This window comes from Bacteroidota bacterium, from assembly GCA_016706865.1.
Taxonomy (GTDB): Bacteria; Bacteroidota; Bacteroidia; order Chitinophagales; family BACL12; genus UBA7236.
Map to the genome: position 1 here is coordinate 1249968 of JADJIS010000003.1, position 14379 is coordinate 1264346.

Below are 14379 nucleotides of genomic sequence, written 5' to 3' on the forward strand. Positions count from 1 at the left end.
ACGTTGATAACAAACTTTGTTCCGTTTTTTAAATTTTTATCTTAGCGACCTGTAATGCCTAAGCAAAAAAAAATAAGTCTAGCTATTCTCGATATGTATGAAAACGCTCCAAACGAGGGTATGCGTTGCATCCGGGCAATTGCTCAGGAGCTCAGCGACTTTATTGACTGGCAGGAATTTGATGTAAGATACAAAAATGAAGTGCCAACGAAGAAATATGATATTTACATCTCCACCGGTGGGCCGGGAAGTCCGTTTGACGGGGAAGGCAAGGAATGGGAGAAAAAATATTTTGATCTTATTGATAGCATTTGGGCACATAACCAGAACGGCACCAAACGCAAAAAGTATCTGTTTGCAATTTGTCATTCATTTCAGTTATTAGGTCGCCATTTTGAACTGGGAAATGTATGCCCGAGAAAATCAAATGCCTTCGGGGTTTTTCCTGTGCATAGGACGGAAATTGCCCGACAGGATCATTTTTTCCACAGTTTACCCGATCCCTATTATGTTGTTGATAGCAGAGATTGGCAAATGATTGAACCCAACTATCCTAAGATGAAAGAATTAGGTGCCAGTATTCTTGCCATTGAAAAAAAGAGAGAACATGTTGATTATGAAAGAGCCGTTATGGCACTTAAACTCAGCAATGAGATCTATATGACCCAGTTTCACCCGGAGGCAGATGCAGAAGGGATGTTACGCCATTTTGCAAATCCGGAACGACGCAATAAAATCATTAGCAGTCACGGCGATTGGAAACTGGAAGATATGATACGTTCACTCAGCGATCCTTTAAAAATTCCATTAACCCATAAAGAAATAATCCCATCCTTTTTACGGTCGGCAATTAACGCGCTTAACATGAACTGAAAAATATAAATTAAAAAAATACTCTGCAAATATTTTATTTTTTTAATTTCTGAAATTAATAAAAATACGATGATAGAAAAAGCCAGATCAAATTACAATACGAATTTCAGTGATGAAAAATATAACCGTTTTATAGAAGACTCAAACAGTGATACAAACCATAAAATTGAATTTAAAATTTGTGAGACTCCCGTTTTTATTCCCGCTGATTTCAGAGATAAATTAATAACCGCCGGAAATGAGATAATTGATATTATTTGCCAACCCGATTTTATAAATGCTACGCAAAAAGCAATTCCCGAAAAAGTATTTGTTCCCGGTGAAGAAGGCCGCCCCGTTTTTATTGCACTAGATTTTGGGATATGCGAAAATGAACAAGGTGAATTATTGCCACAATTAATTGAAATGCAGGGATTTGCATCTCTTTATGCCTGGCAACATGCCCTTGGTACCAATTATCGCATACATTTTGAAATACCCGATAATGTTTCGCATTTATTTAATGGTCTGGATGAAAATGCTTACATAGAATTATTAAAAACAAATATTATTGGAGACCACGATCCAAAAAATGTAATTGTTTTGGAAATAGAACCCACCAAACAAAAAACCTGGATCGATTTTTTTCTTACACAAAATTTATTGGGAATTAAAGCGGTTTGTATTTCAGAAATTATAAAGGAAGGAAATACATTATTTTATATTGTTGATGAAGAAAAAATTCAAATTAAACGAATTTACAATCGTTTGATATTTGATGAATTAGAAGCGAGACCTGATCTTAAATGTGCATGGAATCTAACTGACCCTGTTGATGTGGAATGGGTTTGTCACCCGAACTGGTTCTTTCGCATAAGTAAATACACTTTGCCTTTTATTAAAAGCAGATATGTTCCCGAAACTCATTTTTTGAATACCTTAAAAACCCTTCCGGCAGATCTTGAAAATTATGTTTTAAAACCATTATTTTCGTTTGCAGGACATGGGGTAATTTTTAATATCACCCCGGAGTCGATAGACAAGGCTATGTTACATGCAGAAAATTACATTTTGCAGCGAAAAGCTACATATAAACCTGTAATACAAACTCTGGACGATCCTGCGAAATGTGAGATTAGGCTCATGTACATTTGGGAGAAAAATGAGCCTCGACCTACCTTAGTTATTAATTTGGCGCGCCTTAGTAAAGGTGTTATGATAGGAGTGGATTTTAATAAGAACAAAACCTGGGTGGGTGGAACTGTGGGTTATTTTGAGAAATAAGTGACATCTGTTTTTATAATTTGAACGGAAAAAAATTAATACCCACATACATTTTTTTCAACTATCAGTTCTTTCCTGTAACTTTATCTGCATAAATTCAGAAAACGATGATAAAAACGATCTCAACCCTGCTAATGCTGACCACACTTTTATTTGCTTGTAAAAAAGTGGAAGAAGAGCCCGATCCTGTTGTTTTAGTGAGTCATGGTTCGTTCGAAATGGAAGGGACTTTTACTACCGATGGTTGGATAACCAATAATACCTCCTCTGATCCCAACACTCCTGTGAATGGTGGAGTTTGGTCGCTGCGTATTGATCCAGATATAGTTCCGGAAGAAGGTTATGCCGATTTTATTATGAATGGCCTGGAAGGATCTAAAAAATATAAACTGACTGCATCTATTAATTCTTTTGATAACTGGCCAGGATCTGTTTCTTTAAGAAAAGTGGATTCCGGAGGAGGAGTTACAGTATTAGCTTCTGAATCGTCGGATGAAAATGCCTGGATCTTAAAAACGCTTGATATTAATACTACTTTTAATGCAGGTGATCAACTTGTTATTCGTTTAAGCGGTGGTTCAACTGAAGCTCCCGCTGCAGGTAAATATGTATTATTCGATCTTATTGAATTAACGGAACAATAAATTTAGATTTTCCGTTGACTGTTATTAAAACCAAGATATGGCGAGTATATACGATCAACAGGATGCACAAAATTTTATTGAACGAATCAATAAATTAAACCCTATTTCACAACATATTTGGGGCACTATGACTGTGGCGCAAATGCTCGCGCATATTCAGCAACCCATTCGTGTTGCATTGGGTGAATACAAACCCAAACGCACCATTATTGGAATTTTATTTGGAAGTTTAGCAAAAAAGGGACTTGTAAATGAAAAACCTTTTAAACAAGGCCTACCCACCGATGCCAGTTTTGTGATTGAAAATGACCGTAATTTCGATGACGAAAAAACGAAGGCTATAGAACTTATACAAAAACTTTCTACTGTAGGACCAACCGGTGTTACAAAAGATAAACACCCCTTCTTCGGGAAATTATCGCCTGAAGAATGGGATACCTTAACTGTAAAACATTTGGATCATCATTTACGCCAATTTGGGGTGTGAGGGAGGCTGATGATGATATCAAAAAAAATATTTTTCGCTCCTCTTTGATCCGAGCATTTATTTTTGCTTGTTTTGGTGTTTCTGCGGAAATACTGTTTACGGGTTTAAAATATAATCTGATACTTCCATTAATTAATCACGAAAATATTCGATGGGATCTTACAGGAACGTCTTATGTATGGATGTTTTTTATTTACGGTATCATACCTTTTATTTTTCCTTTTGTGTATAATAAAATAAAGAATATACACATTTTATTGCGTGCAATTATTTATGCAATATGCTGTTTGAGTTTAGAATATTTTGCAGGATTTATGTTGGATATTACTACGGGTAATTGCCCGTGGTTATATACGGAAGGATTACATTTAAATGGATATATAAGATTGGACTACTTCCCGATCTGGATGATATTTGGACTTGTAACAGAAAAACTATGGCTTTATATAATTAAAATTATTTAGCCATTGCTGTATTATTTCCGATCTGTTTTAATACTCTTACATGTGAACCCAATGCATCCCAAAAGGTAGCTTTTTCATAATAAGGAATACCAAATTCCAATGCTGTCTTTTTTACTATTGGAGCAATATTTTTATAATGGATATGGCAAATGTTATAAAATAAATGATGTTCCACCTGATAATTTAATCCACCCACAAACCAACTTAATACACGATTCTTTTTTGCAAAATTTGCTGTTGTTTCCAACTGATGAATGGCCCATGCATTTTCAATTTCCCCATTTTCGGTAGGAACCGGATGATCGGTTTCTTCAATTACGTGTGCAAGCTGGAAGATGGTAGTTACAATTAATCCTGTAGCAAATTGCATCACCAAAAATCCTAAAATAATATATCCAAAACCATATCCGGATATCAATGCGGGAAGTAGTAATATCACTGCAAAATAAAATATTTTACTCACGATCAATTTGATCATTTCTCCTCTTGGTTTTCCGCCGCTGCCTTTTGTTAAACCATTTTTATTATAGCGGATAAGTTGATTAAAATCTTTATTTAATGTCCATCCCAAAGTAGCTAGACAATAAATTACAAATGCATATAAATGCTGATATTTATGAATGAAGTGTAATTTTCCATGTGGAGATAAACGAAGTATTGGTTTATCGTGAATATCTTCATCCATTCCATATATATTGGTATATGTATGATGGAGAATATTATGCTGAACGCGCCAGGTGAATTTACTTCCCCCTACAAGATACATCGTTCGGCTTAGCATGTTATTTACAAAAGGATATTTGGAATACGCTCCGTGATTGGCATCATGCATTACGCTCATACCGGTTCCTGATGCACCAATTCCCATGATGATCCACATAAAAAAAGTGGCCCAAACTGGAAGAATTCCGGTAAGAATGATGATAAACGGAACTATATAAAGCGACAACATCACCACGGTTTTGATCACCATGCGATAATCACCAGTTTTGGCAATTTTATTTTCCTCGAAATAACTGTTAACACGGCTGCGAAGGGTTGCGAAAAATTCGGTACGCGGCCTTTCTACAAATTTGATTTTTCCTTTCATTGTTATCGATATCAGTGCAAAGGTACTAGATACACCGTATTATAAAAAGAATGAAATAGTGATATTCATCGCAATTTATTCACATGTGTACAGCAATTGCACATTTATGACATATTAACCTTAAAAAGTGGGTTCTGGTTCAAATTTTAATCCACCTCAGCCATCATGCTGGATTTTTTGCGCTCATGTTCCTGGAGATGTATCTTGCGAAGACGGATATTGAGGGGAGTTACTTCCACTAATTCATCATCGTCGATATACTCCATGGCCTCTTCCAGCGACATTCTGTGGGGAGGAGGAAGTGTTACCTTCTCATCGCTACCACTGGCGCGCATGTTCGTAAGTTTTTTGGTTTTGGTGATGTTAACAACCAGATCGTTATCTCTGCTGTGTTCACCTATTACTTGACCCTGATAAACATCTTCCTGAGAACCTATGAAGAAAAATCCACGATCCTGGAGTTTGTTGAGGGCAAATGTGATGGAAGTTCCTGACTCATGCACGATCAAAACACCATGTAAACGGGAAGGAATATCGCCTTTCCACGGTTCATATGCTTTGAAACGATGACTCATGATCGCCTCGCCTTGAGTAATATTTAAAATGTTGGTTCTCAATCCGATAATACCTCTTGACGGCATATTGAACTCAAGATGTGTTCTATCGCCTTTCGCGGTCATCATCATCATCTCTCCTTTTCTCTGACTAACGGCTTCAATTACTTTACCTGCGCTATCGCTGGTTGTTTCAATCGCCAGTATCTCCACTGGTTCACATTTAACCCCGTCTATCATTTTAACAATAACCTTAGGTTGACCGAGTTGAAGCTCATAACCCTCTCTGCGCATGGTTTCCACAAGAATTCCCAAATGGAGAATTCCACGACCGAAAACCATAAATGAATCGGCGCTATTGGTTTCTTCTATACGAAGCGCAAGATTTTTTTCAATTTCCTTATATAATCTATCGCGTAAATGGCGACTTGTTACAAATTTTCCTTCTTTTCCAAAGAATGGAGAATCGTTACTTCTGAACAACATGCTCATAGTAGGCTCATCGATGGAAATTCCCGGTAATGCTTCCGGATTTTCAAAATCGGCTATTGTATCGCCAATTTCAAAACCTTCCACACCTGTTACAGCACAAATATCACCGCAGGTTACAATTTCAGCCTTGATTTTCCCTAATCCCGAAAACACAAAAAGGTCTTTGATCTTACTTTTCACCAATTTGCCATCTCGTTTCATCAACGTGATATTCTGACCGGCTTTAACTGTTCCACGGGCAACCCTACCCACTGCAATTCTTCCTATATAACTGGAATAATCAATACTTGTAACTTGTAATTGGGTTGTTCCTTCTACAATTTTAGGAGTTGGAACATGGTTGATCACCATATCCAATAAAGCAGCTACATCGGTAGTTGGCTTTCTGAAATCATCGCTCATCCAACCAAATTTTGCTGAACCATAAACAGTTGGAAAATCAAGCTGTTCTTCGGTTGCACCAAGGTTAAACATGAGGTCGAACATTGCTTCATGCACTTCATCAGGTTTACAATTATCCTTATCCACCTTATTAATTACCACGCAAGGTTTAAGACCAAGAGCGATAGCCTTGCTTAAAACGTAACGTGTTTGTGGCATCGGACCTTCGAAAGCATCCACCAAAACCAATGCTCCATCTGCCATGTTCAATACACGTTCCACCTCTCCACCAAAATCCGCGTGACCCGGGGTATCAATGATATTGATCTTGTAATCCTTATAAATAACGGATACATTTTTAGAAGTAATTGTGATACCACGTTCACGTTCCAGATCATTGTTATCAAGAATTAGCTCACTGTGTTCTTTCGAAAACAGTTGGCAATGATGGAGGATCTTGTCTACAAGCGTAGTTTTACCGTGGTCAACGTGGGCAATAATTGCTATATTTCTTATCTGTTGCATAAAATGGGTGCAAAGGTAGCTGTTTTATTTGCTAAAAAGAAGTATCATCCCCAATTCGGGCAATATATCACATTAAAGTTACTTTAAATTAGTGGAGTTTAGCGGGAAAGAGCCACAAAATCTTTAATTAAGGTTTTGATAAACCCTATTTTATCGGCAGGAGCCCGCTCCATGTTCAAGCGAATTCTGGCAATATCTGCAGCCTCGTTCAAGGCATCATCATGGGCATCGTTCTGGTATTTTATGCTTTTATCCATTACTTCCTTAAGTAACAACATTTCCGGTTCGGTGAATTCTCTAACATTAGGATAAACCGGAACATAATTTTCTATGGAACGGATATTCAGGATATCTGACAAAACAATACGTTGTGAAGGATTAGTTTTAATAACCGCGGTATTTGCAACAATATCGCCCAAACGCTGACCTTTTTCTGAGCTGCTGATGAGCATAATTCCGATAGAACCTAAGGAAAAAAAGATATCCAGCGGCCTCATTGCCCATCGCATAAGGTAATCGTTAAGTGAAGGTTCAGTTCCTGTTAGTTTAACCACTTTGATACCTAACATTCGTTTTCCCGGACTTTGTCCGTCGAGTAAAATCTCAAAGGCAAAATGGTAGAAAAAGAGGATAGGGAATACTACAAAGTATAATACATAATCCTCATTGGCGAAAATTCCGGTGGCCATTATTACTTTTGTGAGTATTACCAAACCAACAACAAGTATTAAAAGATCAATTACATAAGCAAATAATCTGTCGCGCACCTCTGCCAATTCATAATTGATGGTCACGTTTTGAGTGGTAAGTATATCTATAGTGCGCATTAGGTTTTAGTTGCAAAGGAATTATTCTCCAAAAATAAAATTTTTAGGCAAATTGTTCAGTTTATCTCCAAATATCATATTTGAAAAAGGGCTTTTGCGGAAAACGGGGTTAACCAGTCGCTCATAATTTGAATTTTTATCTCTAATCAACAATTATGGAAACTATAATAGAAACGTATATATTTACCGCGATATTGGAAACCACATGAGAGAAACCAGTTTTATAGATCAGAATAAACAAAAGTGGGACGAATTTGAAAAAAAATTCGAATCGGAGAAAGATCCTGAAAAAGTGAGTAATCTCTTCATTCAAATAACCGACGACCTCAGTTATTCCAGAACTTATTATCCCAACAGATCTGTAAAAATTTATTTGAACAATCTTGCGCAAAAAGTTTTCCACTCTATATATAAAAACAAGGTTCGCAGAAGAAGGAAATTAGTTACCTTCTGGAAAGATGAATTACCACAAAGAATGCATGCTGCGCGGTGGCAATTGTTATTTACTTTTTGTTTGTTCATGATCTCTTTTTTTATTGGTGTTTTCAGCAGTATGCACGATTCGGAATTTTCTAGATTTATTTTGGGAGATTCGTATATCAATATGACCGAGGAAAATATCAAAAGTGGCGACCCGATGAAGGTGTATAAAGAGATGAATGAATTTGATATGTTTTTCGCGATCACCTTTAATAATTTAAGAGTTTCTTTTTTAACATTGATATTCGGGATATTTTTCGGATTAGGCACTGCATATTTTATTATTTACAACGGAATAATGGTGGGGGCTTTTCAGTATTTTTTTATTGAAAAGGGACTTTTTTGGGAATCATTTCTTACCATTTGGGTTCACGGGGCTCTCGAAATATCGGCAATTGTAATTGCAGGCACAGCTGGTATAACACTTGGGCGAGGGTTACTTTTTCCCGGCACATTTACACGAATGCAATCATTTCGTATTAATGGTATGCGTGCTGTACAAATATTTTTAGGAATTGCTCCCATAATTGTACTTGCCGGAATTAATGAAAGTTTTCTAACACGTCATACCGACACTCCCAATTACATCAGAGCATTATTAATTATAGTTGAATTTGCCTTTATGATATTTTATTTTGTGATCTATCCTGCCAGAAAAGCAAAAAGCGGATTTAACACAAACAGAAGATCCGATGAAATTCCTGCTGATAAGACCCTGGAATTTAATTTAAATAAGATCAAAAATAACGGAGAAGTTTTTGCCGAAGGATTTATGATATTGCGACAATTCATTAAACCTGTTTTGATCACAATATTTAGTACGGCAGCACTTTATACGGCGATATACTTTTGGAAAGTTGCAACCTTTGCCCAAGTATATCATGAAATCCATTTCGATCAGTTCAGTGGTATTTTTGAAGCGGTGAGAGATGTTCGGGATCTGTTAGACCATCAGGGGAACTATGTTCTGATGGCCATTAATATTTTATCCCTTACCATACTTAGTTCATTATGTTTCTATATAATTCAACTGGTAAAAATGAAGAACCTGCACTTTAGGCTGCAGGGATTTATGATTTTCTTAGTAAAAAGAGGTTGGTTCATTTTCATATTATCGTCGATAATGCATATAATATTATTAAGTGATTCCGGATTTTTTATTTTCTGTTTCTTTTTAGTTTTACCTGCCTTATTTTTTATTTTCGCCGATATGGTGAATAAGAACACCGTTTCCCTTAATCTCTTTAATTCAATCAGCTATTTTTTCCGGAATTTTTTAACCATAGAATTATTGTATCTTCCATTGTTGTTATTAAGTATTATGGTATCATTGATGGCACATTCCGTTATTTGTTATTTTAATATTGAATTGATAAAATGGAATATTCCATTTGACCCATTTATCTATGAAGCAGTGCAGGACATTAGTGTTACTTTTATATTGATAGCCACCGTATTTCTTCAAATTTGTATGGTAGCCATAAATATGGGCATTTTATATTACAGTTTTTATGAAATTGGCACTGCGGGTGAATTGCGCACACGAATTCAGAAACTTGAATTTAAACCAAATAAATCCGGAGCCGCATGAGGGTGAAAATACTGTTATTATTTATTTGTATTTCTTCTTCTGCAGTTTATGGACAAAACGCTCCTGCTTATCATCCTATTGACAGATCAGAATGGGAAAAAGCCACGGAGGGACTTTCTTACAACGAGAAAAAACAGGAAGAGGAAAAACCAAAAGAGGTAAAAGAAAGAGACTTTTCATTTAATTTACCTATTTCACAACAACTGGCTCAGGTGATCGGATTTATTTTAATTGCAGCGTTATTGGTATTTATATTATTAAAACTTTTTGGTAAAGGATTATTCGGAAACAAAAAAGTGGATGTAGTACAAAAAACTACCTTGCATGAACTTGATGAAAGGCCTATGGAAACAGATCTCGAAAGATTTCTTCGGGAGGCTTTGGAAAACCGCGATTTCAGACTTGCGATCCGCATCTATTATTTAATGCTGTTAAAAATATTACACGATAAGAATTTTATTGAATGGAAAAAAAATAAAACAAATATGGATTATCTGGCGGAGGTTAGTAAACATCCCTCCTACCCTCGTCTCAGTAATAATACTATCATGTATGAATTTATCTGGTATGGAGAAAAAACATTGGGAGAGTCTCAATTTAATTTGATCCGTACCTCTTATATCGATCTCCTTAAAGAACTTAAAAACGGCAATTGAAAAAAGGACCTGCAATATTGATCGGAATTGTTGGGATAGTAGTGGTACTATTGGTCGTTTATTTGGCATTTCTGCGCACTAATAGTAATACCTATATTTGGAGTGAAACTTACATTGAATCCAGTGATCAACCTTTTGGCACATCTGTGGTAAGTGAATTACTGGAATCTTATTTTCCGGGCAAGAAATTTGAAAAGGTAAATAATGATCTCGGTGAACAATTGACAGCAACTGCAGATGGTCACAAAAATTATATTTTCGTAGGACAGTATCCATATTATACTGACTCTCTTTTTGAGATCTTAAAAACATTTGTGAGTAATGGTAATGATGCATTTATAGCGCTTAATCAATTACCGGAAAACTTATCTTCAGAAGTGCTTTTGCAATCGAATGGTGAAATATTATCGCAGGATACCGTGTATTATTTAGATAATTTTGGTGATTCTGCATTTTATCTGGAAGAAAATTACGCGGAAGATCCGTATGCATTTTCCACCTTTTCCACCACCAAGATCGGATTGAATTTTTTTGAACCCGGATTCATTAGAGATTCCTCTTATACCTTTCAATTAGAGATAGCCGAAGAAATTGTAAATTACAACTGGAATTATTTTTTGCCTGCCTTTCAGAAATCCATTGTAAACCATCAGGCCTTAGGAAGTATTTATTCCGGTAATTTTTGTGATTTAATAAAGGTGCCTTTTGGAAAAGGGAATTTCTATATTCACTGCAATCCAATTGTCTTCAGCAATTATTTTCAGGTAGAAAAAAACAATATTGAATATACTTCCAAAGTATTATCTTACCTGGAACCAGGTGATATTATTTGGGATGAATATTCTAAAACAACATATAACAGTGAATTTCAAAATAATGAACAACAACAGGAAGGGCCACTGAAATTCATTTTATCGCAAACTTCCCTGCGCTGGGCCTGGTATGTAATGTTGATCGCGTTAATATTATTTATTATTTTCAGAACCAAACGAATGCAACAATCAATTCCGGTTCTGGAACCAAATGAAAATAAATCGCTGGAATTTGTCCAAACGATCGGAAGAATGTATTACATCCGAAAAAACCATAAACAGCTTGCTCTACAAAAAATTAAACTATTTCTGCATTTTATTAACGAAAAATATCAGTTGGCAACCCACACGCCCGACGAGATATTCATACAAAAACTGGTAATGAAATCGGAGATCGGTGCCAATAGTATTCAGTCCATTTTTAAACATGCAAAATATATTGATAATACCGACGACGTGACAGATAACGATCTAATTGAACTTCACAAATTATTAGAACATTTTTATAAAAATTGTAAATAAAATCATATGGAAGAAAATGTATTCAGTCCGGAAATTTCACCTGAGTTACAGCAAATAACACTGTCTGTTAATGCGATCCGCAACGAATTGCACAAGGTGATTATTGGGCAATCAAAATTAATAGACCTGCTTATTGCGGGAATATTCAGTGGCGGACATATTTTAATTGAAGGCGTTCCCGGAATTGCAAAAACACTTACTGCTAAATTATTGGCTAAAACAATTGCCACGAATTTTTCACGTATACAGTTCACTCCCGATCTTATGCCTACGGATGTTTTGGGAACCAGTGTTTTTAATCAGAAAACATCCGAATTTAATTTTAAAAAAGGCCCTATTTTTTCCAATATTGTTTTGATAGATGAAATTAATCGTTCTCCCGCAAAAACACAGGCCGCCTTGTTAGAAGTAATGGAGGAATTAAAAGTTACCATGGATGGCGAAACCTATGCCATGGGATTTCCATTTTTTGTAATTGCAACCCAAAATCCGATAGAACAGGAAGGAACATATAAATTACCGGAAGCACAATTAGATAGATTTTTATTCCGAATTAAGATCTCCTACCCTGAGCTGGAGGAGGAAAAACAAATTTTATACCGATTTAAGGAAGATTTTACCAATCGCCAAAAAGATTCGGTAAATGCAGTTATGTCAACAGAACAATTAAAGGCTTGCAGAGAAATAGTTGAAAAAATTCATATCAAGGATGAGTTGTTGGATTACATTGCAAACATCGTTTTCAAAACAAGAAATCACGGCGATCTTTTTCTTGGTGCTTCACCCCGTGCATCATTGAATATTATGAAAGCATCAAAAGCTGTAGCTGCTATGAATGGAAGAAATTTTGTTACGCCAGATGATATTCATTTTGTTGCTTACCCTGTTTTGAACCACAGAATTATTCTTACTCCGGATAAAGAACTGGAAGGATACGACAGTGAATCTGTTATTAAATCCATTATTGAAACCATTGACGTGCCGCGATGAAATTTAGTATAAGTAAAATATTCGTCACCAATAGATTATTTGTTGCACTAGGAATAATAGCGATCTTATTTGCCGTAAGCTTTTCGGTGAGTTTTATATTTTATTTTGCCCAGGCTGCTTTGATATTACTTGGAGCTATTATTATTGTGGATCTCATTTTATTATTCTCCCCAAACACAAAAATTAAAGCAGAACGAAGATTGAGTAATGTATTTTCGCTCAGTGATGAAAATGCAGTTCACATTACAATTTTAAGTCGCGCAGCTATTCCTCTTGATTTACATATCATTGATGAATTACCATACCAACTGCAAAAACGCGATTTTGCCATTGATATGAAAATTGGTCCCGGCGAAAAAAAACGCATAGATTATATGGTGCGTCCGGTAATTCGCGGTGAGTATGTTTTCAGGAAGATAAATATTTTTGCGCAGTCTGTAATTGGCATCATAAGCAGAAGGTTTATATTCGACGCTGATGTAACAACAAAGGTTTATCCTTCCATTTTGCAAATGAAAAATTATGAATTAAAAACGATGTCGCGCATCAGTTTTTTTCAGGGTGTTAAAAAAATGCGCAGGATAGGTCATAGTTATGAATTTGAACAAATAAAAAAATATGTACGGGGTGATGATATCAGAAGCATAAATTGGAAAGCAACGGGCCGTGTTGGAGAGCTTATGGTTAATCACTATGAAGACGAACGCTCACAACAGGTTTTTTGCATTGTAGATAAAAGCAGAACGATGAAAATGCCTTTCAACAATCTGAGTTTGCTTGATTATGCGATCAATTCAACATTAACCATCAGTAATATCGCATTAAAAAAACAGGATCGGGTTGGTTTTATTTCCTTTTCCGATAGAATTGGCACTACTTTGAGTCCTGATAAACACCACGTACAGTTAAGAAAGATTCTTGAAGCATTATACAACGAAAAAGAAAGATTTAACGAAGCCAATTACGAATTGTTATATCTGCATATCCGCAATTTTATAAGAGTGCGCAGTTTAATATTTTTATACACCAATTTCGAAAGTGTTTTCGCAATTGAAAGAGTGGTAACCATACTTAGAAAATTAAATAAACTGCATTTGCTGGTAGTAATATTTTTCGAAAATTCGGAGATCACTACTTATGCAAAAGAAGATGCACATAATCTCGAAGATGTATATCTCACCACCATTGCACAAAAATTTGCAGTAGAAAAAAGTCTCATCCGAAAAGAACTCACCAAATACGGGATTCAAACTATTATATCCACACCGGAAGATCTCTCGATTAATACGATCAATAAATACCTTGAGTTAAAATCGAGAGGGTTGATTTAAATAGTTCTGGGTTCTGGGTTCTGAGTTCTGAGTTCTGGGTTCTGAGTTCTGAGTTCTGAGTTCTGGGTTCTGGGTTCTGAGTTCTGGGTTCTGAGTTCTGGGTTCTGGTTTCTGGGTTCTGAGTTCGGGGTTCTGGGTTCTGAGTTCGGGGTTCTGAGTTCTGAGTTCGGGGTTCTGGGTTCGGGGTTCTGAGTTCAACAACCCGCAAGAGTGTCCCCACAGTGTTACCCGAAGGGAACGCTGTGGATTCGGAGCGATATGTCTGGGTTCTGAGTTCTGAGTTCTGGGTTCTGAGTTCTGGGTTCTGAGTTCTGAGTTCTGGGTTCTGATTATGATCCTACTCGGATTAAAACTCATTACTCATTACTCATAACTCTTCTTCTCCTTAGAAGCAAAA

Annotated in this window: 13 protein-coding genes; 10 read left to right on the forward strand and 3 right to left on the reverse strand. The window is 36.1% G+C overall.

The window, feature by feature from the left end:
• Nucleotides 1-54 precede the first annotated feature (54 nt).
• The 5 genes from IPI31_14750 (at nt 55) to IPI31_14770 (ending at nt 3731) form a co-directional block, all read left to right on the forward strand.
• Nucleotides 55-873, forward strand: coding sequence for a GMP synthase (locus IPI31_14750; GenBank protein MBK7569076.1), 819 nt, complete (start codon nt 55-57; stop codon nt 871-873).
• Nucleotides 874-942: 69 nt separating this feature from the next.
• Nucleotides 943-2136, forward strand: a complete 1194-nt coding sequence (locus tag IPI31_14755; protein MBK7569077.1) for a hypothetical protein — start codon at nt 943-945, stop codon at nt 2134-2136.
• 107 nt (nt 2137-2243) lie between these two features.
• Nucleotides 2244-2780, forward strand: coding sequence for a hypothetical protein (locus tag IPI31_14760; protein MBK7569078.1), 537 nt, complete (start codon nt 2244-2246; stop codon nt 2778-2780).
• 37 nt (nt 2781-2817) lie between these two features.
• Nucleotides 2818-3267 (forward strand): DUF1569 domain-containing protein, encoded by a 450-nt coding sequence (locus tag IPI31_14765; protein ID MBK7569079.1) that lies wholly within the window; start codon nt 2818-2820, stop codon nt 3265-3267.
• The gene (locus IPI31_14770) at nt 3210-3731 is read left to right on the forward strand and encodes a hypothetical protein (GenBank protein MBK7569080.1); all 522 of its coding nucleotides are present in this window, start codon (nt 3210-3212) and stop codon (nt 3729-3731) included. The genes IPI31_14765 and IPI31_14770 overlap by 58 nt, the downstream gene beginning before the upstream one ends.
• On the opposite strand, the gene IPI31_14775 is transcribed toward IPI31_14770, so the two are convergent.
• The 3 genes from IPI31_14775 to IPI31_14785 all read right to left on the reverse strand — a co-directional run bounded on the left by IPI31_14775 (nt 3724) and on the right by IPI31_14785 (nt 7600).
• Nucleotides 3724-4821: an acyl-CoA desaturase gene (locus IPI31_14775; GenBank protein ID MBK7569081.1), complete on the reverse strand. Its 1098-nt coding sequence runs from the start codon at nt 4819-4821 to the stop codon at nt 3724-3726. The two genes, IPI31_14770 and IPI31_14775, sit on opposite strands and share 8 nt — an antisense overlap.
• Before the next feature lie 146 nt (nt 4822-4967).
• Nucleotides 4968-6773: a translational GTPase TypA gene (gene typA, locus IPI31_14780; protein ID MBK7569082.1), complete on the reverse strand. Its 1806-nt coding sequence runs from the start codon at nt 6771-6773 to the stop codon at nt 4968-4970.
• 98 nt (nt 6774-6871) lie between these two features.
• Nucleotides 6872-7600 carry an RDD family protein gene (locus IPI31_14785; GenBank protein MBK7569083.1) on the reverse strand — a complete coding sequence of 243 codons (729 nt, stop codon included), beginning with the start codon at nt 7598-7600 and terminating at the stop codon, nt 6872-6874.
• Between the two features lie 205 nt (nt 7601-7805).
• Between IPI31_14785 and IPI31_14790 the strand changes: the two genes are divergently transcribed.
• From IPI31_14790 to IPI31_14810, 5 genes are read left to right on the forward strand one after another with little or no spacing between them, the layout of a single operon-like run.
• Nucleotides 7806-9671, forward strand: a complete 1866-nt coding sequence (locus IPI31_14790) for a stage II sporulation protein M (protein ID MBK7569084.1) — start codon at nt 7806-7808, stop codon at nt 9669-9671.
• Nucleotides 9668-10327, forward strand: coding sequence for a hypothetical protein (locus IPI31_14795; GenBank protein MBK7569085.1), 660 nt, complete (start codon nt 9668-9670; stop codon nt 10325-10327). The genes IPI31_14790 and IPI31_14795 overlap by 4 nt, the downstream gene beginning before the upstream one ends.
• Nucleotides 10324-11661 (forward strand): hypothetical protein, encoded by a 1338-nt coding sequence (locus IPI31_14800; GenBank protein MBK7569086.1) that lies wholly within the window; start codon nt 10324-10326, stop codon nt 11659-11661. The genes IPI31_14795 and IPI31_14800 overlap by 4 nt, the downstream gene beginning before the upstream one ends.
• A 6-nt stretch (nt 11662-11667) precedes the next feature.
• On the forward strand, nt 11668-12651 hold the full coding sequence (locus IPI31_14805) for a MoxR family ATPase (protein ID MBK7569087.1): 984 nt from the start codon (nt 11668-11670) through the stop codon (nt 12649-12651).
• Entirely contained in the window at nt 12648-13982 is a 1335-nt protein-coding gene (locus IPI31_14810) for a DUF58 domain-containing protein (protein MBK7569088.1), read from the forward strand. Before IPI31_14805 ends, IPI31_14810 begins: the two co-directional genes overlap by 4 nt.
• Nucleotides 13983-14379: the final 397 nt, after the last annotated feature.